Source organism: Patescibacteria group bacterium (genome assembly GCA_041650995.1).
GTDB lineage: Bacteria > Patescibacteriota > Patescibacteriia > XYB2-FULL-38-15 > XYB2-FULL-38-15 > JAHIRI01.
This window is the reverse complement of sequence record JBAZJZ010000001.1, coordinates 397,239-423,693: the sequence shown is the minus strand read 5'-3', so window position 1 is coordinate 423,693 and position 26,455 is coordinate 397,239. Positions and strand designations below refer to the sequence as shown.

28 protein-coding genes are annotated in these 26,455 nt (G+C 42.7%); 22 read left to right on the top strand and 6 right to left on the bottom strand.

Annotated elements, in window-relative coordinates; all coding sequences use genetic code 11:
- Window positions 1-64: 64 nt before the first annotated feature.
- Window positions 65-2,098: a DNA topoisomerase (ATP-hydrolyzing) subunit B gene (gene gyrB, locus WC445_02395; GenBank protein ID MFA5128799.1), complete on the bottom strand. Its 2,034-nt coding sequence runs from the start codon at window positions 2,096-2,098 to the stop codon at window positions 65-67.
- 505 nt (window positions 2,099-2,603) lie between these two features.
- Here gyrB and WC445_02390 point away from each other — a divergent pair.
- The 6 genes from WC445_02390 to WC445_02365 all read left to right on the top strand — a co-directional run bounded on the left by WC445_02390 (window position 2,604) and on the right by WC445_02365 (window position 8,375).
- The gene (locus WC445_02390) at window positions 2,604-3,128 is read left to right on the top strand and encodes a hypothetical protein (GenBank protein ID MFA5128798.1); all 525 of its coding nucleotides are present in this window, start codon (window positions 2,604-2,606) and stop codon (window positions 3,126-3,128) included.
- A gap of 369 nt (window positions 3,129-3,497) precedes the next feature.
- Entirely contained in the window at window positions 3,498-4,361 is an 864-nt protein-coding gene (locus WC445_02385; GenBank protein MFA5128797.1) for a hypothetical protein, read from the top strand.
- Window positions 4,362-4,379: 18 nt separating this feature from the next.
- Entirely contained in the window at window positions 4,380-5,246 is an 867-nt protein-coding gene (locus tag WC445_02380; protein ID MFA5128796.1) for a hypothetical protein, read from the top strand.
- A gap of 144 nt (window positions 5,247-5,390) precedes the next feature.
- Window positions 5,391-6,488: a rod shape-determining protein RodA gene (gene rodA, locus WC445_02375; GenBank protein ID MFA5128795.1), complete on the top strand. Its 1,098-nt coding sequence runs from the start codon at window positions 5,391-5,393 to the stop codon at window positions 6,486-6,488.
- Between the two features lie 70 nt (window positions 6,489-6,558).
- Entirely contained in the window at window positions 6,559-7,257 is a 699-nt protein-coding gene (locus tag WC445_02370; GenBank protein ID MFA5128794.1) for a 50S ribosomal protein L25, read from the top strand.
- A gap of 17 nt (window positions 7,258-7,274) precedes the next feature.
- Entirely contained in the window at window positions 7,275-8,375 is a 1,101-nt protein-coding gene (locus WC445_02365) for a DUF3048 domain-containing protein (protein MFA5128793.1), read from the top strand.
- A gap of 67 nt (window positions 8,376-8,442) precedes the next feature.
- Here WC445_02365 and prmC read toward each other — a convergent pair whose 3' ends face one another.
- From prmC to WC445_02345, 4 genes are all read right to left on the bottom strand, one after another.
- Window positions 8,443-9,327, bottom strand: a complete 885-nt coding sequence (gene prmC / locus WC445_02360) for a peptide chain release factor N(5)-glutamine methyltransferase (protein ID MFA5128792.1) — start codon at window positions 9,325-9,327, stop codon at window positions 8,443-8,445.
- A 651-nt stretch (window positions 9,328-9,978) separates the two neighbouring features.
- Window positions 9,979-11,016, bottom strand: coding sequence for a peptide chain release factor 1 (gene prfA / locus WC445_02355; GenBank protein ID MFA5128791.1), 1,038 nt, complete (start codon window positions 11,014-11,016; stop codon window positions 9,979-9,981).
- 76 nt (window positions 11,017-11,092) lie between these two features.
- Window positions 11,093-11,350 (bottom strand): 50S ribosomal protein L31, encoded by a 258-nt coding sequence (rpmE, locus tag WC445_02350; GenBank protein ID MFA5128790.1) that lies wholly within the window; start codon window positions 11,348-11,350, stop codon window positions 11,093-11,095.
- Between the two features lie 9 nt (window positions 11,351-11,359).
- Entirely contained in the window at window positions 11,360-11,779 is a 420-nt protein-coding gene (locus tag WC445_02345) for a hypothetical protein (GenBank protein ID MFA5128789.1), read from the bottom strand.
- A gap of 281 nt (window positions 11,780-12,060) precedes the next feature.
- Between WC445_02345 and WC445_02340 the strand changes: the two genes are divergently transcribed.
- From WC445_02340 to WC445_02290, 11 genes are all read left to right on the top strand, one after another.
- Complete coding sequence (locus tag WC445_02340; GenBank protein MFA5128788.1) at window positions 12,061-12,753, top strand: hypothetical protein; 693 nt, start codon at window positions 12,061-12,063, stop codon at window positions 12,751-12,753.
- A gap of 260 nt (window positions 12,754-13,013) precedes the next feature.
- Complete coding sequence (gene rpsB / locus WC445_02335; GenBank protein MFA5128787.1) at window positions 13,014-13,811, top strand: 30S ribosomal protein S2; 798 nt, start codon at window positions 13,014-13,016, stop codon at window positions 13,809-13,811.
- An 84-nt stretch (window positions 13,812-13,895) separates the two neighbouring features.
- Entirely contained in the window at window positions 13,896-14,486 is a 591-nt protein-coding gene (gene tsf, locus WC445_02330) for a translation elongation factor Ts (protein ID MFA5128786.1), read from the top strand.
- 6 nt (window positions 14,487-14,492) lie between these two features.
- A complete protein-coding gene (ricT, locus tag WC445_02325; protein MFA5128785.1) occupies window positions 14,493-15,284 on the top strand; it encodes a regulatory iron-sulfur-containing complex subunit RicT in 792 nt (263 codons plus the stop codon).
- 31 nt (window positions 15,285-15,315) lie between these two features.
- Window positions 15,316-16,329 (top strand): type I glyceraldehyde-3-phosphate dehydrogenase, encoded by a 1,014-nt coding sequence (gene gap / locus WC445_02320; GenBank protein ID MFA5128784.1) that lies wholly within the window; start codon window positions 15,316-15,318, stop codon window positions 16,327-16,329.
- A gap of 81 nt (window positions 16,330-16,410) precedes the next feature.
- Complete coding sequence (locus tag WC445_02315; GenBank protein MFA5128783.1) at window positions 16,411-17,055, top strand: hypothetical protein; 645 nt, start codon at window positions 16,411-16,413, stop codon at window positions 17,053-17,055.
- An 80-nt stretch (window positions 17,056-17,135) separates the two neighbouring features.
- Complete coding sequence (locus tag WC445_02310) at window positions 17,136-18,101, top strand: 4Fe-4S dicluster domain-containing protein (protein MFA5128782.1); 966 nt, start codon at window positions 17,136-17,138, stop codon at window positions 18,099-18,101.
- The gene (locus WC445_02305) at window positions 18,098-18,916 is read left to right on the top strand and encodes an FAD/NAD(P)-binding protein (GenBank protein ID MFA5128781.1); all 819 of its coding nucleotides are present in this window, start codon (window positions 18,098-18,100) and stop codon (window positions 18,914-18,916) included. The genes WC445_02310 and WC445_02305 overlap by 4 nt, the downstream gene beginning before the upstream one ends.
- 15 nt (window positions 18,917-18,931) lie before the next feature.
- The gene (locus WC445_02300) at window positions 18,932-19,843 is read left to right on the top strand and encodes a DMT family transporter (protein MFA5128780.1); all 912 of its coding nucleotides are present in this window, start codon (window positions 18,932-18,934) and stop codon (window positions 19,841-19,843) included.
- 8 nt (window positions 19,844-19,851) lie between these two features.
- Window positions 19,852-20,088, top strand: a complete 237-nt coding sequence (locus tag WC445_02295) for a HypC/HybG/HupF family hydrogenase formation chaperone (protein MFA5128779.1) — start codon at window positions 19,852-19,854, stop codon at window positions 20,086-20,088.
- The gene (locus WC445_02290; protein ID MFA5128778.1) at window positions 20,085-20,804 is read left to right on the top strand and encodes a DUF6390 family protein; all 720 of its coding nucleotides are present in this window, start codon (window positions 20,085-20,087) and stop codon (window positions 20,802-20,804) included. The genes WC445_02295 and WC445_02290 overlap by 4 nt, the downstream gene beginning before the upstream one ends.
- Window positions 20,805-20,906: 102 nt before the next feature.
- Here the strand turns inward: WC445_02290 and WC445_02285 are convergent, their stop codons facing one another.
- Complete coding sequence (locus tag WC445_02285) at window positions 20,907-21,548, bottom strand: phosphoribosyltransferase (GenBank protein MFA5128777.1); 642 nt, start codon at window positions 21,546-21,548, stop codon at window positions 20,907-20,909.
- A 143-nt stretch (window positions 21,549-21,691) separates the two neighbouring features.
- Here WC445_02285 and WC445_02280 point away from each other — a divergent pair, with 143 nt between their 5' ends.
- The 5 genes from WC445_02280 to WC445_02260 all read left to right on the top strand — a co-directional run bounded on the left by WC445_02280 (window position 21,692) and on the right by WC445_02260 (window position 26,437).
- Window positions 21,692-22,450 carry a hypothetical protein gene (locus WC445_02280; GenBank protein MFA5128776.1) on the top strand — a complete coding sequence of 253 codons (759 nt, stop codon included), beginning with the start codon at window positions 21,692-21,694 and terminating at the stop codon, window positions 22,448-22,450.
- Between the two features lie 400 nt (window positions 22,451-22,850).
- On the top strand, window positions 22,851-23,312 hold the full coding sequence (locus WC445_02275; GenBank protein MFA5128775.1) for a hypothetical protein: 462 nt from the start codon (window positions 22,851-22,853) through the stop codon (window positions 23,310-23,312).
- Between the two features lie 278 nt (window positions 23,313-23,590).
- Window positions 23,591-24,856: a nickel-dependent hydrogenase large subunit gene (locus tag WC445_02270; protein ID MFA5128774.1), complete on the top strand. Its 1,266-nt coding sequence runs from the start codon at window positions 23,591-23,593 to the stop codon at window positions 24,854-24,856.
- A gap of 37 nt (window positions 24,857-24,893) precedes the next feature.
- Window positions 24,894-25,151, top strand: a complete 258-nt coding sequence (locus WC445_02265; GenBank protein ID MFA5128773.1) for a hydrogenase/urease maturation nickel metallochaperone HypA — start codon at window positions 24,894-24,896, stop codon at window positions 25,149-25,151.
- Between the two features lie 89 nt (window positions 25,152-25,240).
- Entirely contained in the window at window positions 25,241-26,437 is a 1,197-nt protein-coding gene (locus WC445_02260) for a phosphoglycerate kinase (GenBank protein ID MFA5128772.1), read from the top strand.
- Window positions 26,438-26,455 lie beyond the last annotated feature (18 nt).

Below are 26,455 nucleotides of genomic sequence, written 5' to 3'. Positions count from 1 at the left end.
TGGGGGCTATTTATCTAAAGTATAGCACAGGGGAAAAATAACGCAAGTTTAAAGTCTTTAACACTTATATATCCAAATTTTTCACTGCTTTCGCGTGAGTCTGAATAAATCTTTTTCGCGGCTCAACTTCGTCGCCCATTAAAATACTAAAAGTTTCATCAGCTGCCGCGGCGTCTTGAACGTTTACTTGTTTCATAAGACGGCTGGCCGGATTCATGGTTGTTTCCCAAAGTTGTTCAGGATTCATTTCGCCCAAACCTTTGTAGCGCTGAATATTGATGCCGGAAATAGTCGCGGTTGCTTCTTCGCCTTCCGCGATCTCACCTTCTACTTTTTCTTCAGTTTCCCTTTTTAATTTTTTAGTATCAGGTTTTTTATTCTTCTGTAATTCGGCGACAACTTTATCTTTTTCTTCATCACTGAAAACATAGTGGGCTTCTTTACCGGATTGAACTTTATAAAGCGGCGGTTGGGCAATGAAAATATGTCCTTTGGTAATTAAGTCCGGAAAATATCGGAAGAAAAGAGTCAAAAGTAGTGTGCGGATGTGGGCACCGTCAACGTCGGCATCAGTCATAATAATAATTTTTCCATATCTTAAGCCTGTGATATCAAATTGTTCGCCGATGTTTGTGCCCATGGCAATGATCAATGATTTTATCTCATTGTTCGCGAGCATTTTATCCAAGCGCGCCCGTTCCACGTTTAAAATTTTTCCGCGCAGAGGCAAAATCGCCTGGAAATCTCGGTCGCGGCCTTGTTTTGCCGAACCGCCGGCGGAATCGCCCTCAACGATGTAGAGTTCAGTTTTTTCCGACTCGCGGCTTGAACAGTCGGAAAGTTTTCCAGGAAGAGTTAATCCTTCCAAAACACCTTTTCTTAAAATTGTTTCGCGCGCGACACGAGCCGCGTTTCTCGCGCGGGATGCCAAAATACTTTTTTCAATAATTCCTTCGGCGTCGCGCGGATGTTCTTCCAAAAATGTTGTAAGAGCTTCGGAGAAAATTGTATCAACCGCCGGCCGTACTTCGGGGTTGCCGAGTTTTGCTTTAGTCTGGCCTTCAAATTGCGGATCTTTAACTTTAACGGAGACGACGGCAGTCAAACCTTCGCGCACATCTTCGCCAGTCAGGTTTTCATCTTTTTCTTTCAAATATCCCTTTGTTCTTGCGTAGTTATTTAAAACACGAGTTAGAGCCGTGCGAAAACCAACCATGTGCGATCCGCCTTCCGGATTAAAAATATTATTGCAAAACGCGTAAACAGTTTCTTTAAAATCAGCAGTGTATTGAACGGCCACTTCCACGCCAACGCCCGCGGATTCTTTTTGAACATAAAAAACATTTTCCTGTTTTAATTCTTTATGATGGTTTAAAAAACCAACGTAAGAAGCGACGCCGTCTTCAAAATAAAAAGCATAAGTCGGTTGGTCTTTCTTTTTTCCTTTCTCCGCCGTTCGTTCATCAAAAATTAAAATTTTTACGCCCTTGGTGAGATAGGCCTGCTGGCGAAGATGGGTGAGGATAGTTTGTAAATCAAAATCGGTTGTGGTAAAAATTTCCGGATCAGGTTCAAAAATAATTGTCGTGCCAGTGCCACGGGCGTTTCCAACCGGTTTTACTTTTCCCTGAGGTTTTCCTTTGGCATATTCTTGCGCCCAAAGTTTTCCGTCGCGCCTCACTTCGGCGCGCATGTATTTTGAAAGTGCATTTACAACTGAAACGCCGACGCCGTGCAAACCACCGGAAACTTTATATCCGCCCTCGCCGAATTTTCCGCCGGCGTGGAGGATTGTTAAAACCGTTTCCAAGGCTGATTTTTTTGTTTGTTTATGAATTTCAACCGGAATGCCGCGGCCGTTATCTGAAACTGAGGCGCGATTTCCTGGCAAAAGACGGACTTGAATTTCCGTGCAGTGTCCGGCCATGGCTTCATCAATTGAGTTATCAACAACTTCCCAAACTAAATGATGCAAACCTTCCGGGCCGGTGGAACCAATGTACATACCCGGCCGGCGACGGACTGCTTCCAATCCTTCCAAAACGGTAATTTGTTTCGCGCCGTATTCTTCTTTTTTGGTTTTAACTTTTGGAGACATAATAAAAATAAACTCAAAACTCAAAGCTCAAATCTATTGAATTTTGAGCTTGGAAATTGGGTATAATTTGCTAAGTTTTATTATCTTAATTATACCATAATGTTTTTGAGAAAACAAGCTTCGCCAGAAGTTTGTTTTTTGTCATCCCCGACCCGATCGGGGATCCAGTTCCTATTTCTGGATTCCCCGGTCAAGCCGGGGAATGACATCAAAAGAGGGATTGACAAAAAGGTAATAATGGAATATTATGAAACGTTGGAAGTTTCTACCTTTCTTTTGGCAGTGCTCTGGTTTCTCCCCTTAAGGTAAGGGGAGATTAAGAGGGGTTATGAGTTGTAGATTTAAAAACAAAGATTCATAACGCCCCCAGCCCCTCTTATCTTAAGAGGGGAGCACAATCAAAACAAGGCTGGGAAAGGGTTCCAGCCGCTTTTGGTAAGTCCTGCCTCTCCTTAAGTCCTGCCTCTCCTAAAGAGATGAACCAGGATAAGCCAAGGAGGAAGCGATGGGAAAGAAGAAACTCGGAACGGATCAGTTTGCGGAACTCGGTGCGGCAGTGCTGCGCTCTCTGCCGCGGGACATGGAGCCGGAGTTGGCCCAATTTTGGATTCTGCATCAGGATTTGTTGGCCACGACGCTCGATGGCGCACTCATCGCGAGGCAGCCCGCGAAGCCCACGGAGCTGGAACTCCCCACCGAAATGACGGTCGGCGGCCGCACCTACGAGATCCTCTCCTTTCTCCGGGAGGGCGAGGAGCGCGTCCACGGCCACACCATGGTCGCCCGCGCCGAGAAGCTCGGCGCCTACCTCGGCAAGGAGGACTGCGAGTTCATCCTCGCCCACCAGGACGAGATTCCCGCCGCACTCCGCGGCAAGATCGTCTTCGTTTTCCCGGACATGCGGTACCCCGTCGGCCGCGAGTGCGTGGCGTACCTCCGCTGGCGCGGCGACCGCTGGTACCAGTACTGGGGCTGGCTCGACGTCGGCTGGGACGACGGCGCTCGGGTGCTCCGTCGCAAAGCCGCGTAGCCCACAACCTCAATGTCGTCCTCGGGTTTAACCCGGGGATCCAGTAATCTGGATTCCCGCTTTCGCGGGAATGACAGACAGAAGGTTCCTTGGCCCCGTTTCAAATCTAATGCTCACAAAGCAAAGGAAATGAAGCGGGGCCGTTTTTTTATTTTTTAATAAATCGGACTGACAGCCTTTAGGCTGTTACAATGTTGTTTGAAATAACACCCTAAAGGGTGTCACTCCGGGTGTCACGCCGAATTTTTTTTGCCAGAGTGCCTTTGTTTTAATTTAATTTTTTTGATATAATATAAAAATAGATTAGCGAGCTTTAGCTCGCGTCGAAGTAAGAAAAATAAGCGCAGGCTAAAGCCTGCTATTCCAATTATGGCAGTAGGAATTGAAGGAAGAATGGTGGCGGCGCTGGATCGCCGGAGAGTTTGGGGTCAAACCGACGACGAAAATTTTAATCGGGAGATTGCTCGGTCTTGGAGAGACTCTGCGTTTGTCCCGGAAGATTTTGTTGATCGGCCGTATAAGCGAGAAGAGGTAGCCGCGGATTTGCAAAAAGTTTCTGAAATTAAAAAATCGCCGAGGTATATTCATGAACGAGGAAGCGAGGCGGTCGCTTTGGAGTATGTTTTGATGGAAGGGATAAAAGTTCACGGCTGGTTTGGTGACAATGTTTTTTCAATCCAAAAAACTTCAGAATATGACGATGTAATGAATGGCGCGGATTTTGTCGTAACTTTTCATGATGAAGACACAGACAGATTTATAAATCTCGCGATTGATGCCACGACTTCTTCGGATGAAATGGTTTTACGCCGCAAGGCGGATAAAAATTTTGAAAAATTGGCCGGAAGAAAAATGGCTTCGATTAAATATTTTGAAGATCCGGACGGAATAGCGGGCGAAGTTCAAATGCCGCGTGTTGTTTTGGCGCTTAGTCCTGAAAAAACAGTTGCTCTGCAAAAATTAATGGTGGAAAAGCCGAATTTAACAGAGGACGCGGGAGAAAAATATAAATTTCTTGCTTCAGCTGAAAAGCAATTGCTTAAATTTATAAATTATATTCTGATTCGCAGCGGATTTCTCGGCGAAGGAAGAGACCTTAAAAACTATGGAGAAGTTTTGGAATTTATGGCGCGCCACAACGAAGATCTAGATGAAAAGACGATAAAAATAGTTTCAGATCACGCGGATGTTTTGCAATTTATTACCTTGGCCGCGCCGAAGCCTTTGCATTAAACTTAACTATATAAAAATATGGCTTACGAAGATCAGCCGACAGACTTCACTGAAGGTCAATTAAAATTCGCCACGTGGTATGTTTCCCATAAAATTTTATTGAAGAAAATTTTTATTGGTTTTTTAATATTTATTTGCGTGATTTTTTGGGGGTTTGGTCTTTATGGCTTGATTAATTATTATTTTATTGAAGGACCAAGTTTTAATTTGGCAATGAGAGAGTTGAGCCGCGGGATTGATTATTCGGCCGTAAATAGCGCGCTCCAGCCAAAAAGTCTTGAACTTGGCACGACAACAATTTTTTCTTCCGGAAAAGGAAGATATGATTTTGTCGGAAAAGTTTTTAATCCTTCTCTTAATTGGCGAGCGGAATTTACTTACAGTTTTTTAGTTGACGGGGTATCGCGTTTGGAGAAGAGCGGATTTATTTTGCCTGGCGAGGAAAAATATATTTTTGATCTTGGAGTTTCGGCGGCGGCCAAACCTCGCTCCGCGACTTTGGAAATAAAAAATTTAAAATGGCAAAAAATTGACGCTCATGAAATTCCCGATTACGCGACCTGGCAGGAAGACCGCCTCAATTTTCCCGTCTCTGATGTAAAATTTACGCCAGCCGCGGTCGGGGAAAATATTCCTATCAGCCGCGCCTCTTTTACGGTTAGAAATGCCTCGGCTTTCAGTTTTTGGGATGTTGGTTTTGAAATTTTTCTTTATCGAGGAAGTTCCATCGCCAGTGTGAATTATGTAACTCTTGAAGAGTTTCGTTCTGGACAAAACCGCTTAGTTGAAGTAAGTTGGTTTGAGACTTTGCCGTCTATTACGCAAGTGAAAGTCGTACCAGAAGTGAATATCTTTGATTCAAAGGTATACATGCCGGTGGATTGATAGTTTTTAAGTGATTTTTTACTGTCTTTGTTATTTAAAATCCAAAACCCAAAGCTCAAATGTCAAATCAAATCCAAATGACTAAATTTTTGGATTTTGGGCTTGATTTGGTATTTGGATTTTGACATTTGGATTTTTTATTTTATGCTTTCCCGGTATTTTTCATTTTTAAGACGTTTTGACTGGGTGCTCGTAACTTCAGTATTTTTGCTTTTGGTTTTAAGCTTGGTCGCGCTTTATGGCATTTCTTTAAGCAAAGCTAATCCGGATTTTTTGAATTTTAAAAAACAAGCAATTTTTATTTTGATTGGATTGGTTGGTTTTTTTGCCGCGAGCATGATTGATTATAAGTGGTTGAAATTTTATAGTTTTCCCATTTATGGTCTGGCCGCGGCGCTCTTGGTTGCGGTTTTAATTTTCGGCCAGGTCATCCGAGGAACTCAAGGTTGGTTTGGCTTTGGATGGTTTAATTTTCAGCCGGTGGAATTGGCAAAGCTCGCCTTGATTATTTTTTTGGCGAAATATTTTTCCCGCGGGGCGCATGAAATTTTTAATTTCAAGCATATCACAGTGAGCGGTATTTTTTCGGGCGTTCTGATTGGCTTAGTTTTGCTTCAGCCGGATTTTGGTTCAGCTTTGGTTCTTTTTTTTCTGTGGCTTGGCATGCTATTTTTAATAGGAATCAAACGATCGCATCTCGCGCTCCTTTTACTTTTAATCGCGACTCTCCTTGCCGGTTCATGGTTTTTTATTTTTGAAGATTATCAAAAAGAAAGAATTTTAAGTTTTTTGGACGCTTCGCGCGATCCACTCGGCCGCGGCTATAACATTGCTCAGGCGCAAATCGCCGTCGGGTCGGGACAAATGCTCGGACGGGGAATTAGTTTTGGGCCGCAAAGTCAATTGCGCTTTGTTCCGGAAAGTCAAACAGATTTTATTTTTGCCGTTTTGGCCGAAGAGTTGGGTTTTTTGGGCTCGGCTTTGATCCTTGCTCTATTTGGAATTATTTTTTGGCGGATTGTCCGAATCGCGAGGCGCGCGCGTGATGATTTCAGTTTATTTTTCGCGGCAGGCACGGCAATTATTTTTTTGATTCAGATTTTTATTAATATTGGGATGACAATTGGTGTGGCGCCAGTAACAGGTATTTCCCTCCCCTTTATAAGTTACGGCGGAAGCGCTTTGGTCACAAATTTGGCAATGGTAGGGATTTTAGAGAGTATTGCGGTGAGAAACGGTTAATTCTTGACTAATTTCGGGTTTATTGTTAGAATCTAATCATTATTAATTAATCTCTAAACAGAGAATTCTTATGACCTTAAGTCTAAATGTCAAAAAGCGAGAGGTGACTGGAAGGGGAGTAAAGAATCTCCGTAAACAAAATTTTATTCCGGCCGTTATTTACGGTAAAGACGTGCCGTCCTTAAATTTGGTTGTGGAGTATCTTCCTTTCAACAAACTTTACAAAGAAGCCGGAGAAAGCACTTTAATTGATTTAAAAATTGATGAAGCCGCGCCGGTTAAAGTTCTGGTTCAGGAAGTACAAATGGATCCTCGCACAGGTAAATTTTCTCACGTTGATTTTCGCCAGATTAAGATGACGGAAAAACTTAAAGTTGACGCGCTCTTGAAATTTATTGGCGAAGCGCCGGCAGTTAAAGAACTCGGCGGTACTTTTGTCCATAGTATGGAAAAAATAGAAATTGAATGTTTGCCGCAAGATTTGGTGCACGAAATTGAAGTTGATATTTCCGGCCTTAAAACTTTTGAAGACAGCATTCAGATTAAAGATTTAAAGGTGTCGGAGGGAGTGAAAATTTTAGATGATATGAACGCGACCATTGCCACAGTTGAAGCACCTTTGACTGAAGAAGAATTAAAAGCTGAACTTGAAACTCCAGTCGCGGAAAAAGTTGACGAAGTGGAAGTTGTGGAAAAAGAAAAGAAAGAGGGCGAAGAAGAAGCTGCCGCGCCCGAAGCTGCGGGCGAGAAAAAAGAAGAGAAAAAATAGGAATTATACTCGAAGCTATGAAGTTAATAAAGGAATTATTCTCAAAAATAATTGTTTTTGTGAAGAAACAACCGCGTATTTGGCTGGTTGTTTCTTTGCTTTTAATTTCAGTTTTTGTGGTGGTCGGCGGCGGCTATTTGCTTTTGTCCAGGACTTCTTTTTTGGATTTTTTTTCTCGGGCGAGGGCGGAGCAAAGCAATGAAGAAAATAAAGAAGTATCTCTTCCTGGGTTTCGTCGATTGGTTGATGGAGTGGAAGTGGACGAAGAAATAAAAATTAATCCCGCGCTTTTTGCCGTGCAAATTGAAAACATGATTGACGCCCGGCCGCTTTCGGGAGTCTCGGGCGCTAATTTGGTTTACGAAACTTTAGCCGAAGCGGGGATTACAAGATTGCTCGCAATTTACACAGCAGATAGCGATGTCCCGGAAATCGGTCCAGTTCGAAGCGCGCGGCCATATTTTCTTGATTGGGCGGAGGAGTTTGGCACGCTTTATGTCCATTCCGGCGGCAGTCCTGAAGCGCTGAGGTTAATTCCGCAATATGACATTTTGGATTTGAATGAATTCGCTTACGGCAGATTCTTTTGGCGATCAAAATCAAGATATGCGCCGCACAATCTTTACACTTCAACAGAATTATTAAATGAAGCTTTTACGGCGAAAAATGGTGAAGTGAAAAATTTTACGCCATGGCAGTTTAAGAATGAAATACCCGAAGAGTCGCGACCCGATGAAGAAAAAAGAGTTAAAATTTATTTTTCCACGAAAACTTACGAAGCCGGTTGGCAGTATGATCGCGAGACAAATGACTATTTGAGATATCAAGCGGGAGCAATCCAGCAAGACAGAAATGGCGAGGAAGTTCGGGCAAAAAATATTATTGTGCAGTTTACTAAAATGGTGGTTTTAGATGATGTTGGTCGAAAAAAAATTGATACGATTGGTAGTGGCGAGGCAATTATTTTTCAGGATGGAATTCGGATTGATGGAACTTGGAGAAAAGATGCGCGTGGTGAGCGGACGAGATTTTATGACGCAACAGGCGCGGAAATAAAATTCAACCCGGGAGTGACCTGGGTTGAAGTGGTGCCGATAAATACTGAAGTGGAGTTTTAATTTTTAAGTGCCGTAATTACCAGTTACTAATTACCATTTGCAGATTTCAGTAATTGGTAAATAGTAATTAAGTAATTGATTGTTTTTTGGGATTTATTTTAAATATAACAACCCGATCTCGGCCGGCGAGGTCTTTTTTTATTTCAATTTTCGCGGCAGGGAAGCGGCAGTTGACCAATTTCGCAATGGTTTTTTTTTGAGATGGATCAATTTCGAAGATTGAAGTAATTGGTAATTGGTAATCGGTAATTAGTAATTCGATTTGCTGTAAAAGTTCGCGGTAATAATTCAAACCATCTTCACCGCCGTCCAGAGCTTGCCGTGGCTCATATTTTTTTATTTCTGGCAGAGTTTTTTTCCATTGACGAGTTTTGAGATAGGGGAGATTGGCGACAACGATTAAAGATTTTAAGTTTTTTATTTTTGATTTTAAATTTTTTAAAAAAGGTTCAAGAAGATTTCCGCGAAGCAAAGTAATGGTGACTTTATGATGAAGAATATTTTTTTGCGCAATTTTGGCCGCGGACGGCGAAATTTCCGTGGCAAAAATTTTCGTTTTGGGTAGATGATAAGCGAGTGAGATGGCAATAACGCCGCTGCCGGTTCCCACGTCAACGACTGCAGTTGGATTTTTATCGATTACAGTTTCAACTAGTGTTTCCGTTTCCGGGCGGGGGATTAAAACATTTTTATCAACAAAAAAATTCAGGCCGTAGAAAAATTTGTGGTCAATGATGTAGGCGATAGGCTCATGTTTAGAACGCCGGGCGATCAGTTTTTTAAATTTTAAAAATTGCGCCGCGGTTAATTTTTTTTCAGAATGTGCGTACAAAAATTCTTTTTGTTTTTTTATAACAAAAGATAGGAGGACTTCGGCGTCCAGAGCAGGGGAGGATAGTTTATTTTTTTGTAAAATTTTTGTCGCCAAAATGAGAGATTGTTTTATTGTCATGCGATTATTGTAGCATAAAAAAAGGAGCCCGTGGACTGCTTGAAGGAGGGGAGATCTCTCCAAAACAATCCACGGGCTGGGGCCCGGTAGCGAGGAGGGGGGGGCGGGGAACTCGTGTTCCCCGTTTTCCGCTACGCGGGCTTCGCGCCGCTTCCGGGAGGGGGGGCGCGAACTTGAAACGGAGAGTGGGCGAGCGAAGCTCGCAGCTCTCACGTTGATGGTGGGACGGGATACTACTGCTGGCGCCGACGGTCTCTCTTCCGGGCGTCGCTTCGCCGCCTGGCCGCTTCTTCGTCGTCCGGGAAGAACATGTCGTCATTCCCTTCGCCACCGGGCTGATGCGGTCGCCTCGACGAAATTTCGATGGGGCCACGATCCGCCCAAAGCGGTTGGCCATTGTCGTCGACGAGGCGTATTCCGTCGACCCAAATCGGATTCAACATTCCCTATCCTCCTCAACCTTCCCTATTTTAACTCGTCCCGTCCGTCGGGCCGAGATTTAGGGCCACCTTCCTTCACGTTTTCGGCGCGCGCCAAAAACGAAAGGCCACCCTGTTTGATGTTTTTAGAATATTATAAAAAGATTAATTTGTCAAGTTCTATACAAAAAACCGGCCTTGCGGCCGGTTTTTTTATTATATTTATTATTTTTTACACTTCCTTTTTCAACACTTCAATAATTTGATCCAGTTCGCCATCCATAACATTATTAATATTGTGCCAGCTTTCTTTAACGCGATGATCGGAAACGCGGTCCTGGGGAAAATTATATGTTCTGATTTTTTCCGCCCGCATGGCCGAACCGATTTGCGAACGTCGCGCCGCGACTTCCGCCGCTTGCCGTTTTTCCTGCTCCATTACAAAAAGCCGGGAACGCAAAACCTGCATGGCTTTTTCTTTATTTTGCGCCTGTGAGCGTTCGTCTTGGCAGGCGACAACAAGACCGGTCGGAATATGAGTAATACGCACGGCCGAATAAGTTGTCTGCACGCTTTGACCGCCGTGGCCGCCGGATAAAAACGTATCAATTCTTAAATCTTTTGGTTCAATTTTTATATCAATTTCTTCGGCTTCTGGAAGAACGGCGACAGAGGCGGTTGAAGTATGGACTCGTCCGCTTTTTTCCGTTTCCGGAACGCGCTGAACGCGGTGCACGCCGCTTTCAAATTTTAAATTTCCCCAAGCGCCTTTTCCCTCAACTGAAAAAATAATTTCTTTGAATCCGCCGAGGTCTGTCCGGTTTGCGGAAATCAATTTTGTCTGCCAGCCTTTGCGCTCGGCGAAGCGCGAATACATTCTGAATAATTGCGCGGCAAAAAGAGCGGCTTCATCGCCGCCGGCGCCGGCCCGAATTTCCACGATAATATTTCTTTTGTCCAGCGGATCTTTCGGCGTTAATTCTTCTTTAATTTCCGTTTCAAGCGTTGATTTTTCCCGCCGAATTTTTTCTAATTCTTCTTTAGCGATGGCCGCCATCTCGTCGACGTCCTGTTTGGCGATAACCTCTGTTTCCAATTCGGCCTTTTTCAATTTATGAAATTTATTTATTTTTTCCATAACTTCTTTTAAGTCACTGTATTCTCGGGAAACGGTTTTTAATTTTTCCGGATTGGAAACCACCTCGGGGCGGGCAAGTTCGGCCTCGAGTTCCTTAAATCTTTCTTCGGTTTTAGTGATTTCAGGAATCATAAATTAAATTATTAGTTTATTCTAACATAAAAACATGATAACAAAAACGTTACCATGTTTTTTATGATTGGAATAGCTACTTGGTTTTTTTCGCTCTCGGCTTCTTTTCTTTTTTCGTCGCGGAAATAGCCGCCTTTTTTTCCATTTTTTCTTTGAATTTTTCTACGCGTCTCGCTGAGTCAACAAGTTTCTGTTTGCCGGTGTAGAACGGATGGCAGGCAGAACACAACTCAACTTTAATTTCTTTCACGGTTGAGCCAACAGTAAAAGCATTGCCGCAGGCGCAGGTTACTTTTGCTTTTGGATAATATTCAGGGTGGATGTCTTTTTTCATAATTATTGATTATTGTTTTTGATTAATATCTTTCTCTTTTTGATTATGCAGGAATTTAGACCTTTGTGTCAAGGCGAAAATGGATAAAAGCGCGATGTAGGTCGCCGTGAATTCCGATGGCATTTTGTATTTTCCGCCGGAGACAATCGCGGTAATGATAAAGAAAAAAATTAAAATTGTCCAGAGAATAACAAATAATTCGCCTTTGCGTTTTGAAAAATGAGAATCTTGCCAGCGGTCAAATTCTTTGGTTCCGGCGTAAAGGCCGAGAATAGAAATGTAAATAATTGAGATCGCCGCGGCGTATCCGCTGTATTTATCGTTCGTGAAAAAATCAAACATGAAAAATCCCATGGCTGCGAAAGTCCAGAGATTGGAAAGTTGCCTCCAGATTTTGTCGTTTGATTTTTCCGTTTGTAGCGGGTTCATATTTTTGATGAACAATTGTGTATTTAATTTAGCAAAAATACGTTAAAAAAGCAAGGGTTAATTAGGGGGTTGCCCCGTAGTAGAATTTCGGAATGGTAAAATTGGTTTAAGCAAGCAAGGGAACAGTGTTTCTAATTAAAATATTTCTAAAATTAAAATATTTTTTTCCGCCTTCGGGCGGAGATCCGAAATTTCACTACGGGGTTGACAAAAATAATTTTCTGTGATATTTTTATAAGTTCCAAGATGGACTTGGACCTTGGCTGAGGAACAGCCAGAGGATGGAGGAGAAGATGAGCCAGAACGAGATCTGCGTCGGCTGCTTCGCGGCCGAGAGGCGCGTCATGGCCCACTACGCCCGGGTGCTGTTCCAGAACAGCATCTACGGCAATGAGTGCGTGGAGCCCTTCGTACGAGTGGTCAAGGTGGCTCGGTACGTTCAGTGTCAGGCCAGCCAGATCGTCATCGGCGGGGGCGTGATGCTGCACACCTGTGGTGGTACGCCGGAACGCTGTAGGAACTGCGGCAGTCCGCTTATCCTGGGTGTCTGCCCGAACTTCTTCTGTGATGTCCCTCTCTCGGACGATGAGTGGGACAGACTCTGTCCGCGGCCGGGCCGTCCGATGGATCAGGTTCAGCCGACCGATCACCTGGTTCGCAAGATCAAGGTTCTGCGGACGCACGACGGCGGCGAGTCGCTCTGGCCGCTCAAGATCTACGTGACGGCCCAGGGCGACTTCTACTACACCTCACCCATGCTGCCGACCGCACTCAAGCGCGAGGAGATTCTCCTTCTCCCGTCGCGTCGCAAGGAGGAGGTCCGACCGACGGATCTGATGCTCGGTGAGGTGGACGCGACACGTTCACGTCGTCCGGGCGAGGATCCGCTCAGCGTGGGCGTCTCCTGGTATCTGGCCTACGAACGGCCGGAGACCGGTGAGCGCTTCAGGGTCTACGGTCACGACGGGCCCTGACCTTCAGCCCTGCCGAGGTCAAGTGTTTCGACGCTTGGCTCGGCAGGGCGTTTTTTTATTAAACCCTTGCGCGATTTTTAGTTTTGTGCGAGAATGGATTATAGATTATGGGTTATGGATTTTTGTTTTAAATCTACAATCTACAATCTAAAATCTTAAATTTAAATAATCCCACATGTTTTGCTCTTAAAAACTTGTTCCTGATCCCGCCCTGGCGGGACCCGCAAGTTTTGGCAAAACAGAGGCGAAAAGGAAAACTTATGTCAGAGATCCCAACAATGTTGGAAATGCTCCAGGCCGGTGTTCATTTTGGGCACAAGGCTTCTAAATGGCATCCGAAAATGAAGCCGTATATTTTCGGAGAGCGGAGCGATATCCACATCATCAACTTAGAAGAAACGGCAAAAAAATTAAAAGAGGCGCTAGATTTTATTAAAAAAACAACAGCCGCGGGCGGAGTTGTTCTTTTTGTTGGATCAAAAGAGCAGGCCAAAGAAATTGTGAAACGCTACGCGAAAGATGCCGGCATGCCTTATGTCACGACACGTTGGCTCGGAGGAACTTTCACGAATTTCAAAACCATCAAAACCGTAACGGACCGCTTCACTGATTTGAAAAATAAGACAGCGACCGGCGGACTCGCGAAATACACCAAAAAAGAGCAGCTGAATTTTCAAAAAGAAATCGTGAAGTTGGAAGAATTGGTTGGCGGCATTGAAACTTTAAAAAAATTGCCTGAAGCGATTTTTGTCGTTGATGTCAAAGCGGAAAAAACCGCGGTGGCTGAAGCGAGAAAAAGAAAGGTTCCGGTTGTCGCGTTATGTGACACAAATATCAATCCGGATGACGTTGATTATCCGGTTCCCTCAAACGACGACGCGGTAAAAGCAATTGAAATGATGGTTGGGCTCGTGGCCGCGGCCGTGAAAGAAGGGAAGGCGGAGTTTGAAGCAAAAAGAGGTGCGGCTCCGGAAAAACCGGCAGCCCCGGTCGTTGTGGAAGAGGAAGAAGCAAAAGCAGAAGAGGTGAAGGAAGAAAAAAATAATTTATCGGAGTAATTGGTAATTGGTAATTAGTAATTGGTAATTTTTGATACGCTTGTACGCGTTACCCGTTACGCGTTACCCGTTACTTTCAAAAATATGGCAATCGATTCAAAACTCGTAGTTCAACTCCGTGAACGGACTGGCGCAGGGATTGTTGAGTGTAAAAATGCCCTGGATGAAGCAGACGGAGACATTGAAAAGGCAATTGAAATTTTAAGAAAAAAAGGTGAAATAAAAGCCGCGAAAAAATCAGCTGAGCGCGAAACTAAAGAAGGTTTGATTCACGCCTATGTCCATGCGAACGGCAAAGTCGGAGCAATGGTTGAAATAAGTTGCGAAACCGATTTTGTGGCGCGCACAGAAGAATTTCAGGCATTGGTTCATGATATCGCGATGCAAGTCGCGGCGACAAATCCTTTATACGTAAAACCGGAAGATGTGCCGGAAGAAGTTGTTGCTAAGGAAAAACAAATGTATCTTGAAGAGCTTCAGGGGCAGGAAAAACCGCCGGCAGTGGTGGAAAAAATTCTTGAAGGGAAATTAGAAAAATATTTTGAAGATGTTTGTCTTATAAGGCAGCCGTTTGTGAAAGATGAAGACGTGACGATTGAGGAATTGATAAATCAAAAAATAGCCAAAATCGGAGAGAAGATTGAGGTGAAGAGATTTGTAAGATTCCAAATATAAGTCGCCATGAAAATTGTTGAAGTTCAATTTACGCCCTGGGGGAGAGTTTACGATTTTGACGCCGGGGAATTAAATTTTCCGGTAGGGGATTTTGTGGTAGTTAAAACTGACCTTGGAGTGGAAATGGGAAAAATAGTCGGTGTAAAAGAAATTGACGCGAAAGAAATTGAAACGGCAAAACTTGAGATCAAACCGATTTTCAGAAAAGCCAGCACGGCTGATTTGGCAAAATTAAAAGAGAAAGAAGAACAAAAAACAGAAGCGCTCGCGGCTTGCAAACAGCTGATAAAAAAATATAATTTGCCGATAAAATTAATCGACGCCCATTTTTCTTTTGATGGTGGGCGTCTTACTTTTGCTTTTGTGGCCGATGGACGAGTTGATTTTCGCGATTTGGTAAAAGACTTAACCAAAACTTTTCAAAAATCAATTCGCCTTCAGCAATTGGGCATTCGCGATGAAGCAAAAATTTCCGGTGATGTCGGGGCTTGTGGCCGTCATCTTTGCTGCCAAAAATTTAAAAAAGATTTAGGAAATATTTCTTCCGATCTTGCCGATCTCCAGCAAATCGCTCATCGCGGATCGGATCGCTTAACCGGCGTTTGCGGCCGGCTGATGTGCTGCCTGGCATATGAGCAAAAAAATTATGAGGAGGCGGCAAAAAAACTTCCACCCATCGGTACGAATGTCCGGACCGACCACGGTCGGGGAAAAGTAATCGGTTGGCATACCCTAAAACAGTCAGTTGATGTAAAATTAGAAGAGGGGACGATTATTGAAGTTCCTATTAAAAAATAAATTTTTAAAATTAATAAATTTAGGAGGTAATATGCCAAAAATCAAAGTCGTGATTAATGGTTTTGGCCGAATTGGCAGACAATTTTTTGCCATCGCCCAAGACCATCCGGATATTGATATTGTCGCAGTTAACGACTTAACGGACCCGGCGACCCTGGCTCATCTTTATAAATACGATTCAGTTTATGGCGTGCATCCGGGCAAAGTCGCGGCCGGAAAAGATTTTATAGAAGTTGACGGAGAAAAAATAAAAATTTTTGCGGAAAAGGATCCGGCGGCACTGCCGTGGAAAAAACTAGGCGTTGATATTGTGGTTGAGTCAACGGGTGTTTTTACGGATTACGTTGGTGCTTCTGCGCACATAAAAGCCGGCGCGAAGAAAGTAATAATTTCTGCGCCGTGCAAAGGCGAGGGAATTCCGACTTATGTGATTGGCTGTAACGAAAAAGGATACGATCCCAAAAAAGATATTGTAATTTCCATGGCATCCTGCACGACAAACGCCATGGCGCCGGTTGCTAAAGTTTTGAACGATAAATTTAAAATTTTAAAAGGCACGATGACGACCTGCCATAGTTACACCAATGATCAGCGCCTTTTGGATTTACCACATAAAGATTTGCGCCGAGCCCGTGCCGCCGCGCTTTCCATGATTCCGACAACAACCGGTGCGACCAAAGCCGTAGAAAAAGTTATTCCCGATTTGAAAGGAAAATTGAGCGGTCTGTCTATCCGTGTTCCAACGCCGTCTGTGTCGCTTCTGGATTTTGTTTTGATGGTTGGGAAAAATACAACGATTGAAGCAGTGAATAAAGCCTTATCCGATGCGGCGAAAAAAGAATTAAAGGGAATTTTGGATGTCTCAAACGAACCGCTTGTTTCAGTTGATTATAGAAAATCGTCATATTCCTCAATTGTTGACGCCGAACTGACGGCGGTAGTCGGTGAAAATTTGGTGAAAGTGATTGCCTGGTATGATAATGAATGGGGATACAGCACGCGACTGGTGGAATTTACGGAAATGGTCGGAAAAAAATTAAAATAAATTTAGGTAAAACAGAAGTCGGTCTAAAAGGCCGGCTTTTTGTTTTTGTGCTATAATAAAATAAATTTGATGTTTCTGAATATGTTTTATCGCGCAATGAAAGTTATTTTTTGGTCGGTTTTCTTTTCGGCTTTTGTTTTGGCCGGGGTTTATTGGTATTTTGAAAATTTTTATTTAGTTACTACTTTCCTCTTGGGAGCCTTTTCTTTATTTATTTTATTTTTAATTTCAAAATCAAGTCGGGTCAAAAAATATTATTCCGAGGCCTTCGGGGAAACTTTGTTGGGCATCGGCGGGTTAATTTTTTTTACGACATCCCTCGGCACTGTATATTTTTATAAATACATAAAATTTTTTGAATATGATTTTCTTGTCCACATGATTATTCCGGCTGCTTTTGTGGTGATGGCGGCGATGTTTTATGAAATTTTAAAAATAAAAAATGGTGTGTCGGATAAAGTGAAGGTTATTTTGATTAGCAGTATTTTGATTTTGGCTTTATCGTTTTTTTGGGAAATTTTTCAGGAGCAAGGGGATATTTGGTGGGGGACAGAGATGTTTTTTGATTCCAACCAGCCGATCGCGATTGATGTTGCAAATGATTTAGTGGCTGATGTCTTCGGAGTTTTTGCTGGTTGTGTTTTAATTTTTAAAAATTGGGAAAAATGGAATAAAAAATGGTTGAAAACGACTGACGACAAACGACTGACGACAAACGATTTGTGAGAGATGTTTTCGCGTGGAAAGATTGGGACGTTGTGAGCCCATTTTTATTTTCGAGCGATTTTATGCTATAATTTCAAAATATGACCCACGGCGAGTTACAACAATTTATTGCCTTTTTAATGAAGCGCGGTTATAAAGTTTGGGCGCCGGAAAAACGGCCGGGAGAAGTTGTTTACGCTGAAGTTGACGACGCGAAGAAAGTGAAACTTATTTCTGAACCGCCCCTACACTCATTCAAAAGATTTTTAGTTCCGCCTGAGGAAACTCTTTTTGAATATAAAAAGGAAAAAATGGCTGAAGTTAAAAAAGCGGAAAAGCAGGTAATATTTGGCATTAATCCAATAGATTTGAAAGCGGTTGTACTGTTGAATCAAGTTTTTGAACGCGATCCATGGTATCAGGAGAGAATGCGGCAGACGTTTATCATTGGCCAAAGTTTGATTCCGGAAAATGTGGAGCAAAATCTTTTTCAGGTTAAATATGAAGAAAATATTTTGGAACATTTGCAGTTTGATATCTTTTTGGAAGTGCAGAATAATAAATATTTTGTTTATACCGGCTCGGAAGAAGGACAAAAAATTTTAGAGGATTTTGGATATAAGAATTACGAACATATCGCGTACGCCGGGCCGATTAAGGAAGAGGGATTAGATCCGATGATGGTAAAATATCGCGACGCGCTTCGGAAAACTTATAAAAAAGAAATTTGGGAAGAAGATGTTGGGGCGCGATGCATTGAATGTGGCAAATGTACTTTAATTTGTCCGACCTGTTTTTGTTTTGATATAAAAGATCAGCCAAATTTAATCAATGGCAGTGGTGTTCGCAAGCGCGCGTGGTCCGCTTGTTTTTATAATGATTTTTCGGAAGTTGCCGGCGGGCATAAGTTTTTGCGCACTACGGCCGAGAGAATTCATTTTTGGTATTACCATAAATTTGTTAGAATTCCCGATCAATTTCAAATTATGGGTTGCGTCGGTTGTGGCCGCTGCGCGAAGGTTTGTCCGGTAAATATAAATATTTTTAAAGTGTTGGCGGAGTTATGAAAAATCAATACGAAACGCAATCGGTAAAAATTTTAAAAATTGAGGACGAGGGTTCAAATTCAAAATTATTTACCCTTGTTGCCCCGCGCGGATTTATGGTTCGAAGCGGTCAATTTGTGGAAATTTCTCTGCCGGGATATGGAGAGGCGCCGTTTTGTCTTTGTTCCGATGCTTCATTGAAAAATAAATTTCAGGTTTGCGCAAGAAATGTCGGAATGGTGACAGAAGCGATGCACGCTCTAAAGGTGGGGGATAAAGTCGGGGTGCGCGGGCCGTATGGCCGGCCGTTTCCCTTAGAATTGGCTAAACAAAGAAATCTACTTATTGTTGTTGGCGGTTTGGGACTTGAAACGGTTCGGACGGCAATTTTTGAAATCGTAAAAAACCGAAATCAATATAAAAAAGTCCAAATTTTCTACGGAGCGAGAACTGAAGATGATCTACTTTTCCGCAATGAATATGATCTGTGGATGAAAAATGATATTGATTTTCATTTATGTCTTGATAAACCCACGGATAAATTTAAATTATCTTGCCCGGTAATCCAGGGATTGGTTACGGTTTTGTTTGAAAAGGAGCCTCTTGCCGAAAATCCAGTCGCATTTCTCTGCGGTCCGCCAGTGATGTATAAATTTGTTATCAAAAAATTAAAAGAATCAGCTTTTTTAGATAGTGATATTTTTCTTTCGCTTGAACGGCGGATGCATTGCGGCGTTGGCGTCTGCAACCATTGCGCCGTCGGCAGTTTTTTCGTCTGCCAAGACGGTCCGGTTTTTTCCTGGGCGGAGTTGAAGGATATCAAAGGCGCGATTTAATATTAAACAACTATTATGAACATTAATAAGAAGAAGGGATATTTGTTAGTTTTAGGAACAGCAATAATTTCCGGCGTTTCTATTTTTATAAATCAATTCGGTGTTAAAGTTATTAATTCAGATATTTTCACCGGCTTGAAAAATATAGTTGTGGCCGTAATTTTGTTGTGCTTAATTTTTTGGTTTAAGGAATGGAAGTTGTTGGCAAAATTGAAAATTAAAGAATGGGGGGTGTTGGTTTTAATCGGTTTGGTTGGCGGCAGTATTCCGTTTTTACTTTTTTTTAAGGGATTGGCCGCGACAAGCGGGGCGAGTACATCTTTTATCCATAAAACTTTATTTATTTATGTAATTGTTTTAGCGGTGTTAGTTTTGAAAGAAAAAGTAAGTAAAAATTTAGTGATTGGTGCTTCATTGCTTCTTTTGGGCAACATATTTCTTTTGAAAATTTTTAATGGATTACAATTCGGGTATGGTGAGTTTTTAGTTTTAGTTGCTACGTTATTTTGGGCGGCAGAACAAATTATTTCTAAAAAAGCATTGGAGAATATTTCTCCAAAAATTGTTGCTTGGGGCAGAATGTTTTTTGGATTTTTATTTATTTTTATTTTTTGGACGGCGACCGGGCAGATGAAACTGCTCGGAAGTATGAGCGTGGCAGAGTTAAGTTGGGTCTGGATAACGGCGATTTTCCTCTTGGGCTATGTTTTAACCTGGTATGCCGGTTTAAAATATATCCCGGTTTCTTCGGCGGCCTGCGTTCTCGCGCTTGGCGCGCCGATAACGAGTTTACTTGAAATGGCGCAGAAAGGAATTTTTGATTGGCAAATTTTCTTTGGTAGCTTGATAATATTTTTGGGGGTGATTGTCGTCGTAGATTTGATGTCAAAATTTAAAAAAGAAAAAGTTTTGAGTTTTAAGGTTTGAGATTTTTTATGTGCTTTGGGATCCCCTGTAAAATTGAAAAAATTTCTAAAAATAAGGCCACCATAAAAAATGGTGGCAAGGTTTTTAATGTTGATACGTCGCTTTTATCGGGGACAAAGAAGGGAGAGTGGATATTGGTACAGGGAGATGTGGGGATTAAAAAAATTTCCGAAGCAGAAGCAAAGGAATTTTTGGCATTATTTCGTGAGCCTTCAAAAATAAAAAATAGAGGGGTTAAAAAATGAAAAAATATCTTAAAAGGGGAGTTAAATATTCCCTGCATCCACACGAGCTTGGTCTTTGCGGGCCGCAGGGAGCAGGGAAGGGGAAACTTTATCGATATTTGACGACAGATAAAGTCAGTGACGCACAGCTAAAAAAAATTCTTCGAGAATTTATTGCCCTAGCTCCCTATCTTAAACTTATCGCCGAGAGCAATAAAATCGCCGATTGGTTTGATCCGCGAGTATTTGATGCTTATTGGATTGGAAATAATTTATTAGAAAATGTTAGCTCTAAGGATTTAGCTGATCTTGTACGCAGTTTTGCTAATCAAGGACGAATGACTGCTGCCGCGGCCGAGAAGATTGCTTCGCGGGTTCATAAAAGGCATAGGCCGCACCATAGCTTTCACGTTTTTGTGGTTGGTAGCATTACCGGCAGGGTAGAACGCGGTACGATTGGCCAAGAACTTTGCCGTATCGGGTGGGGAAAAGTAAAGTTGATTAAGGGTGACGCGCTTGTTATACGCGCAAAAACGCTTATAAAATTACGGGGTAAATATTTACCAAAAATCGGCAAGGAAAAATTGATAGAAATAAAACGCGACCCGTTGATTCTTCCGCGAGTTAAAGCTGGGGATACGGTTTCTTACCATTGGGGTAGAGCGGTCGAAATTATTTCAAGGGAAACGGCGCAACGGCTTGAATATTGGACTGGGAGGACGTTAAAGTATTTATAAATTTAATAAAATAGATTTTAAAACTCCGCTGGTTGGCGGAGTTTTGTTTTTTTGTCATTGCGCGAGCCTGAACGACTGATATGGCGAGGTGGTTTTTTATTTTTAAAAATTTTCCGATTTTTTTAACAAATCTATTACTTCCTCATCTGTTGTTTGTCCGAATTCTTCGTAAAAAGATCCAACAGCGCCGAAAAATGCCGGAGCTTCAAGATAAATTATTTCATCAACTTCTTTTTTAACTAATTCTGCCGCTTCGGGCGAGGTAACGGGGATTGCGACAATAATCTTTTCCGCTCTGAGTTTTTTGGCCGTCTTAATGGCCGCGCGCATTGTCATTCCGGTTGCTAATCCGTCATCAACAATAATGACCGTTTTATTTTTTAAATCTAGTGGCGGACGAGTCCCGCGGTATAATTTCAACCGCCGTTCCGCCTCGGCTTTTTCTTTTTTTATTTCATTTTGTAAATACGATTCGGTTATTCCGTAAGTGCCAATTACCATCTCGTCAAAAATTCCAACGCCCTGTTCGGTAATCGCGCCAATGGCAAATTCCGGATTTCCCGGGGCGCCGATTTTTCGCGGGACAATAATATCCATCGGCAAGCTTAAGGTTTTTGCTACTTCAAAACCGACAACAACCCCGCCGCGGGGAAGCGCTAAAATAAGCGTGCCTTGGGCGTCTTTAAATTTTTTGAGCGTTTCGGCTAATTTTTGGCCAGCTTCCACGCGATTTTTGAATATCATATATATCCATTTATTCCCTGAGCGAAGCGTAGCGAAGTCGAAGGGGGTGCTATTGATAAGTTGGCCTTCGACAGGCTCAGGCCATAATCCTGATTAAATTATACAGTTTTTCATACCCTTTAAAAAGTGCTATAATGAAACATATGCCGAAGCCGACACTTGCCATTGCCAGTATGACTTGTTGTGAGGGTTGCCAGGTGGAAATCCTAAATTTGGGAAAAAGATTATTGGATCTTTTTCAGGTTTTTGATTTGGGAAATTTTTCTTGGGCGGAAGAAAAACGGGAGCGTCCGAGTTATGACGTGGCCGTGATTGAAGGGACGCCGCTTACCAAGGAAGACATAAAATATTTAAAGGAGTTGAGAAAAAAATCAAAAATTTTGGTGGCCATCGGCAGTTGCGCTCATTTGGGCGGAGTTCAGGAGATAAAAAATTATTCAGAGCAATTGAAAAACGAAAAGGTCAAATACGTCTATCCAAAATATCAGCGCATTCAAAATTCCAGAGTTGTGCCGCTCTCTAAGGTGGTAAAAGTTGATTACACTGTTCCAGGCTGCCCGATTGATCAAGATGAATTTTATCGAGTTATTTCAGATATTATTTTTGGACGGGAGCCAAGAATTCCTCAAAGACCGGTGTGCTTCGAGTGTCAGGCTCAAGGTTATGAGTGTCTTTTGCAAAAAGGGGAGCCATGCATGGGGCCGATCACTCTTGGCGGATGCAAAGCAATATGTTTGCGCAGTAAAAGATTTTGTTATGGTTGCCGCGGACCGCTTCCCGGAGCCGGACCGCAAATTAAAAAACATTTGAAAAATATTCAGAAATTAGTCGGAAAAAAATATCTCCGGGAAATTATGCAAACCTATGGCGCGGAGGATGATTTTTTGAGAATTGAAAAATAATTTTTTTATTTGATTTTAAAGGCGGAGTCCCGACGAAAGTCGGGTTTTTATTTTGTCATCCTCGGGCTTGACCCGGGGATCCAGTAATCTGGATTCTCGCTTTCGCGGGAATGACATAGAAAAATGGGGTTGACAAAACCATTAAAATATGGTATATTTAATTGTTAGTAAATAGTTCTTTTTAAGCGAAATTTTGGTTAATTTCCCGGTTTTCTTTCTCTATTTTATTGTTCGAGCAACCCGCCAATTCGGCGGGGTGTCGAGAACCGCTTCTCGACTTCGCTCCGTTCCGCTCGAAGAATAATAAAATTTGGAAAGAAGGCTGGGAAACCGGCGCTTCCTCTTTGCCAGGTCGGCGAGGAGTGCGCTTTCTCGAAAGAGGAGGCAAAAGGAAACGGCAATGGATACTCTGCGTTCTACGGCCCATCTGCAGCGCGAGATCGGCGACGAACTGTTCTCGGCACTCGTCTCCTCGGACAACACCGAGGCGGTGCGGGAGTTCGCCGAGACGCTCGTCAAGTCCTCCCTCCCCACCGAGATGACCATCGGCGGCCGCACCTACGAGATCCTCTCCTTCCTCTGGGAGGGCGAGACCTCGGTGGTCGGCCGCGTGATGGTCGCCCGCGCCGAGAGGCTCGGCGCCAACCTCGGCAAGGAGGACTGCGAGTTCCTCCTCGCCCACCAGGACGAGGTCCCTGCCGCTCTCCGCGGCAAGGTCGTCTTCGTCTTCCCGGACTGGCGGTTCCCGGTCGACCGCGGGCTCGTGGCGTGCGTCCGCTGGCACGACGACGGCTGGTGCCAGGACTGGCGCTGGCTCGGCTACGACTGGGGCGGCGGCTTCCGGGTGCTCCGTCGCAAGTAGGGTCCTTGGATCCTGGGTAACTCGGCCCTTCAAAAAGGCCGGGTCACTCGGATCCTTGGACTTTCGGTCTCTTGGCCCCGTTTCAAATCTGAAGCTTTCACAAAGCCGAAGAAATGGAACGGGGCATTTTTTTATTTTTAATAAATCGGACTGACAGCCTTTAGGCTGTTATTTCGGTAAGTAACACGCTAAAGCGTGTCACTCCGGGCATCACTCGGGGGCTTTGTTTTAATTTTAATTTTTTGATATAATTGTCTAATCAGTAAATATAAGAAAATATGAAAATAAAAATAAGCCATCTCGCGAAAATTGAAGGTCACGCCAGTTTTTTTGCCGACATGCTCGCTGGCGACATTAAAAACGCTAAAATGAAAGTTACGATTGGCGCGCGATTGATTGAATCAATAATTTTAAATCGAAATTATATTGAGACGCCGATTGTTACTTCGCGCATTTGTGGAATATGTTCGGTGGCGCATAATATCACAAGCATTAAAGCGATTGAAAACGCTCTTGGCGTGAAAATTAATCCGCAGATTGAGCGGCTCCGAAAAGTTTTGGTCCTTGCCGAGCCGATTCAAAGCCACGCGGCGCATCTTTTCTTTTTATCGCTCGGGGATTTTTTTAAATATGAAAGCGATGTTGATTTAATAAAAAAATATCCAAACCTCGCCCAAAAAATTATTTTAATTCGAGATTTTGGGAATAAAATTAAAGATGTGGTCGGCGGCCGGGATATGCATTTGATTGTGACGGAGATCGGCGGATTTAGAAGAGTGCTTGATGATAAAATTATTAGAGGATTAATTGACGAAACCGAGTCGGTACTTGAAGCGGCGATTGGCGCGGCAAAATTTTTTCGGGCGCTTGACTATCCAAAATATGAGAGGAAAACGGAATACACTGGGCTTGTCGCGCCGCGGGAATATCCGTTTTATGATGGGATAATTGGATCAACTGTGCAATCGTCCCGTCCGGTGAAAAAATTTTATAAAGAAATTGTGGAGAAGCAAACAAGCGGTGATCCGACAAAACGCGCGCGCCATCTTGGAAAAAGTTTTATGCCTGGCGCGATTGCGCGATTGAATTTGAGCCATCGCTATTTGAATCCCGAAGCAAAAAAATTTTTAACTTTTTTTGACAAGCCATCAGGAAAAATTTTGACTTACAACACTTTCCATAATATTTACGCGCAGGCCGTGGAACTCGTCCATTGCGTTGAAGAAGTTAGAAAACTACTTAAAGAATATTTGCGTGAGAAATCAAGAATTTTAATGGTGAAACATACTTTAAAAAATTCTGAAGGTTTGGCCGCGACCGAGGCGCCGCGAGGCACGCTTTATCATTATTATAAAATTGATAAATACGGCATTGTTCGCGCTTGCAATATTGTCACGCCAACAGCGCAGTTTTTGGACAATTTGGAAAATGATTTAGAAAAATATTTGAATGAGGCAGACATTAAAGATGAACGAGACAGAAGATGGAAAATAAATATGATGGTCCGCGCTTATGATCCTTGCATGACTTGCGCGACGCATTAAATTGTTACTTTAAATTTATTAATACGTAATTTATTGTATGCACGACTTACATGAAGCAGATAGAATTTTAAAATTAGTTTTGGATCATGCCGAGAAAAATAAATTGAAGAAGGTGACAAAAATTGTCATTGGCCTTGGCAGCGTGATTGAACATGGTTCGGAAATAAATCCGGAGAATTTGAAATTTAACGTCGGCACGCTCGCGCGTGGGACAAAAGCGGAAAACGCAGAGGTGGTGGTAAAAAAAATAAAAGCCGACACGTGGGAACTTGAAGAAATTGAGGGGGATAAATAGCAAAATAATAAAATAGCAATTACCTAATTACCTCGTTGTAATTAAGTAATTGGTAGTAATTAAGTAATTGGTTGTTTTTATCAAATATTATGAGATTAAAAACGATTGACCAAATCAAAAGTCTAAAAGGCAAGCGGGTGCTCGTCCGAGTTGATTTTAATGTTCCGCTTAAAAAATCCGGGACAAAAATTGTTGTGGCCGATGATACGAGAATCAGGGCGGCTTTGCCAACAATAAAATATCTTTTAGGGCAAGGAGCTAAGGTAATATTGATGAGCCATTTGGGGGATCCGGGCGGGAAAGTGAAGAATAATTTAAGTTTGAAGCCGATTGGCGTTGTGCTCGGAAAATTTTTATTAATGAAAGGGAGAGTGCCTACCGACTGGGTTGGTAAAAAAGGATTGAAAAAAATTGACGCGATGAAGACCGGTGAAGTGATGATGCTAGAAAATTTGCGCTTTCATCCAGGCGAGGAAAAAAATGATAAAAAATTTGCCGCGGGACTCGCGAGTTTGGCAGATCTTTACGTAAATGACGCTTTTGCCGCGGCACATCGGGCGCACGCTTCTATTGTTGGCGTCCCAAAATTTTTGCCGAGCTATGCGGGACTTTTAATGAAGAAAGAAATCAGCGTTTTAAGTAGTCTGGTCGGGAAGCCGTCAAAACCGTTTGTCGCCTTAATTGGCGGAGCAAAAATTTCCACAAAAATTTCCGTAATAGAAAATTTATTGAAAAAAGTTAACTCGCTTCTTTTGGGCGGAGCGCTGGTTAATAATTTTTTTGCCGCAAAGGGCTATGGCATCGGCGCCTCGGTGTATGAGGCAAAAGAATTAAAAACGGCAAAAAAACTTTTGAAGAACAAAAAGATTATTTTGCCCGTAGATTTTGTAGTAGGGGATTTTAAAGGGAAGAAAGCGCGAGTGGCTGGTGTGCTGAAAAATAAAACAGTACTTTGTAAAAAACCTTATGCGCTTTTAGACATCGGTCCGGAAACTATTAAAAAATATTCTGAAATTATCAGAAAAGCGCAAACTATTGTTTGGAACGGGCCAATGGGGTATTTTGAAATTTCAAAATATAGTCATGGGTCGGTTGCGCTCGGACGGCTTATTGCGGCGCGATCTAAGGGAAAAGTTTTTGGTGTCGTGGGTGGAGGGGAAACAATTGAAGCAATAGAAAAAACCGGTATGTCCGAATATATTGATCATGTTTCCACTGGCGGGGGAGCGATGTTGGAATTCCTGGAGGGGAAAATTTTGCCCGGAGTTAAACCATTATTAAAATAATTAACAACTTACGACTAA

What these genes read in the sequence shown, in the direction of transcription:
- gyrB (MFA5128799.1), bottom strand. Translation starts at nt 2,098, where the DNA reads ATGTCTCCAAAAGTTAAAACCAAAAAAGAAGAATACGGCGCGAAACAA.
- WC445_02390 (MFA5128798.1), top strand. Translation starts at nt 2,604, where the DNA reads ATGGGAAAGAAGAAACTCGGAACGGATCAGTTTGCGGAACTCGGTGCG.
- WC445_02385 (MFA5128797.1), top strand. Translation starts at nt 3,498, where the DNA reads ATGGCAGTAGGAATTGAAGGAAGAATGGTGGCGGCGCTGGATCGCCGG.
- WC445_02380 (MFA5128796.1), top strand. Translation starts at nt 4,380, where the DNA reads ATGGCTTACGAAGATCAGCCGACAGACTTCACTGAAGGTCAATTAAAA.
- rodA (MFA5128795.1), top strand. Translation starts at nt 5,391, where the DNA reads ATGCTTTCCCGGTATTTTTCATTTTTAAGACGTTTTGACTGGGTGCTC.
- WC445_02370 (MFA5128794.1), top strand. Translation starts at nt 6,559, where the DNA reads ATGACCTTAAGTCTAAATGTCAAAAAGCGAGAGGTGACTGGAAGGGGA.
- WC445_02365 (MFA5128793.1), top strand. Translation starts at nt 7,275, where the DNA reads ATGAAGTTAATAAAGGAATTATTCTCAAAAATAATTGTTTTTGTGAAG.
- prmC (MFA5128792.1), bottom strand. Translation starts at nt 9,327, where the DNA reads ATGACAATAAAACAATCTCTCATTTTGGCGACAAAAATTTTACAAAAA.
- prfA (MFA5128791.1), bottom strand. Translation starts at nt 11,016, where the DNA reads ATGATTCCTGAAATCACTAAAACCGAAGAAAGATTTAAGGAACTCGAG.
- rpmE (MFA5128790.1), bottom strand. Translation starts at nt 11,350, where the DNA reads ATGAAAAAAGACATCCACCCTGAATATTATCCAAAAGCAAAAGTAACC.
- WC445_02345 (MFA5128789.1), bottom strand. Translation starts at nt 11,779, where the DNA reads ATGAACCCGCTACAAACGGAAAAATCAAACGACAAAATCTGGAGGCAA.
- WC445_02340 (MFA5128788.1), top strand. Translation starts at nt 12,061, where the DNA reads ATGGAGGAGAAGATGAGCCAGAACGAGATCTGCGTCGGCTGCTTCGCG.
- rpsB (MFA5128787.1), top strand. Translation starts at nt 13,014, where the DNA reads ATGTCAGAGATCCCAACAATGTTGGAAATGCTCCAGGCCGGTGTTCAT.
- tsf (MFA5128786.1), top strand. Translation starts at nt 13,896, where the DNA reads ATGGCAATCGATTCAAAACTCGTAGTTCAACTCCGTGAACGGACTGGC.
- ricT (MFA5128785.1), top strand. Translation starts at nt 14,493, where the DNA reads ATGAAAATTGTTGAAGTTCAATTTACGCCCTGGGGGAGAGTTTACGAT.
- gap (MFA5128784.1), top strand. Translation starts at nt 15,316, where the DNA reads ATGCCAAAAATCAAAGTCGTGATTAATGGTTTTGGCCGAATTGGCAGA.
- WC445_02315 (MFA5128783.1), top strand. Translation starts at nt 16,411, where the DNA reads ATGTTTTATCGCGCAATGAAAGTTATTTTTTGGTCGGTTTTCTTTTCG.
- WC445_02310 (MFA5128782.1), top strand. Translation starts at nt 17,136, where the DNA reads ATGACCCACGGCGAGTTACAACAATTTATTGCCTTTTTAATGAAGCGC.
- WC445_02305 (MFA5128781.1), top strand. Translation starts at nt 18,098, where the DNA reads ATGAAAAATCAATACGAAACGCAATCGGTAAAAATTTTAAAAATTGAG.
- WC445_02300 (MFA5128780.1), top strand. Translation starts at nt 18,932, where the DNA reads ATGAACATTAATAAGAAGAAGGGATATTTGTTAGTTTTAGGAACAGCA.
- WC445_02295 (MFA5128779.1), top strand. Translation starts at nt 19,852, where the DNA reads ATGTGCTTTGGGATCCCCTGTAAAATTGAAAAAATTTCTAAAAATAAG.
- WC445_02290 (MFA5128778.1), top strand. Translation starts at nt 20,085, where the DNA reads ATGAAAAAATATCTTAAAAGGGGAGTTAAATATTCCCTGCATCCACAC.
- WC445_02285 (MFA5128777.1), bottom strand. Translation starts at nt 21,548, where the DNA reads ATGATATTCAAAAATCGCGTGGAAGCTGGCCAAAAATTAGCCGAAACG.
- WC445_02280 (MFA5128776.1), top strand. Translation starts at nt 21,692, where the DNA reads ATGCCGAAGCCGACACTTGCCATTGCCAGTATGACTTGTTGTGAGGGT.
- WC445_02275 (MFA5128775.1), top strand. Translation starts at nt 22,851, where the DNA reads ATGGATACTCTGCGTTCTACGGCCCATCTGCAGCGCGAGATCGGCGAC.
- WC445_02270 (MFA5128774.1), top strand. Translation starts at nt 23,591, where the DNA reads ATGAAAATAAAAATAAGCCATCTCGCGAAAATTGAAGGTCACGCCAGT.
- WC445_02265 (MFA5128773.1), top strand. Translation starts at nt 24,894, where the DNA reads ATGCACGACTTACATGAAGCAGATAGAATTTTAAAATTAGTTTTGGAT.
- WC445_02260 (MFA5128772.1), top strand. Translation starts at nt 25,241, where the DNA reads ATGAGATTAAAAACGATTGACCAAATCAAAAGTCTAAAAGGCAAGCGG.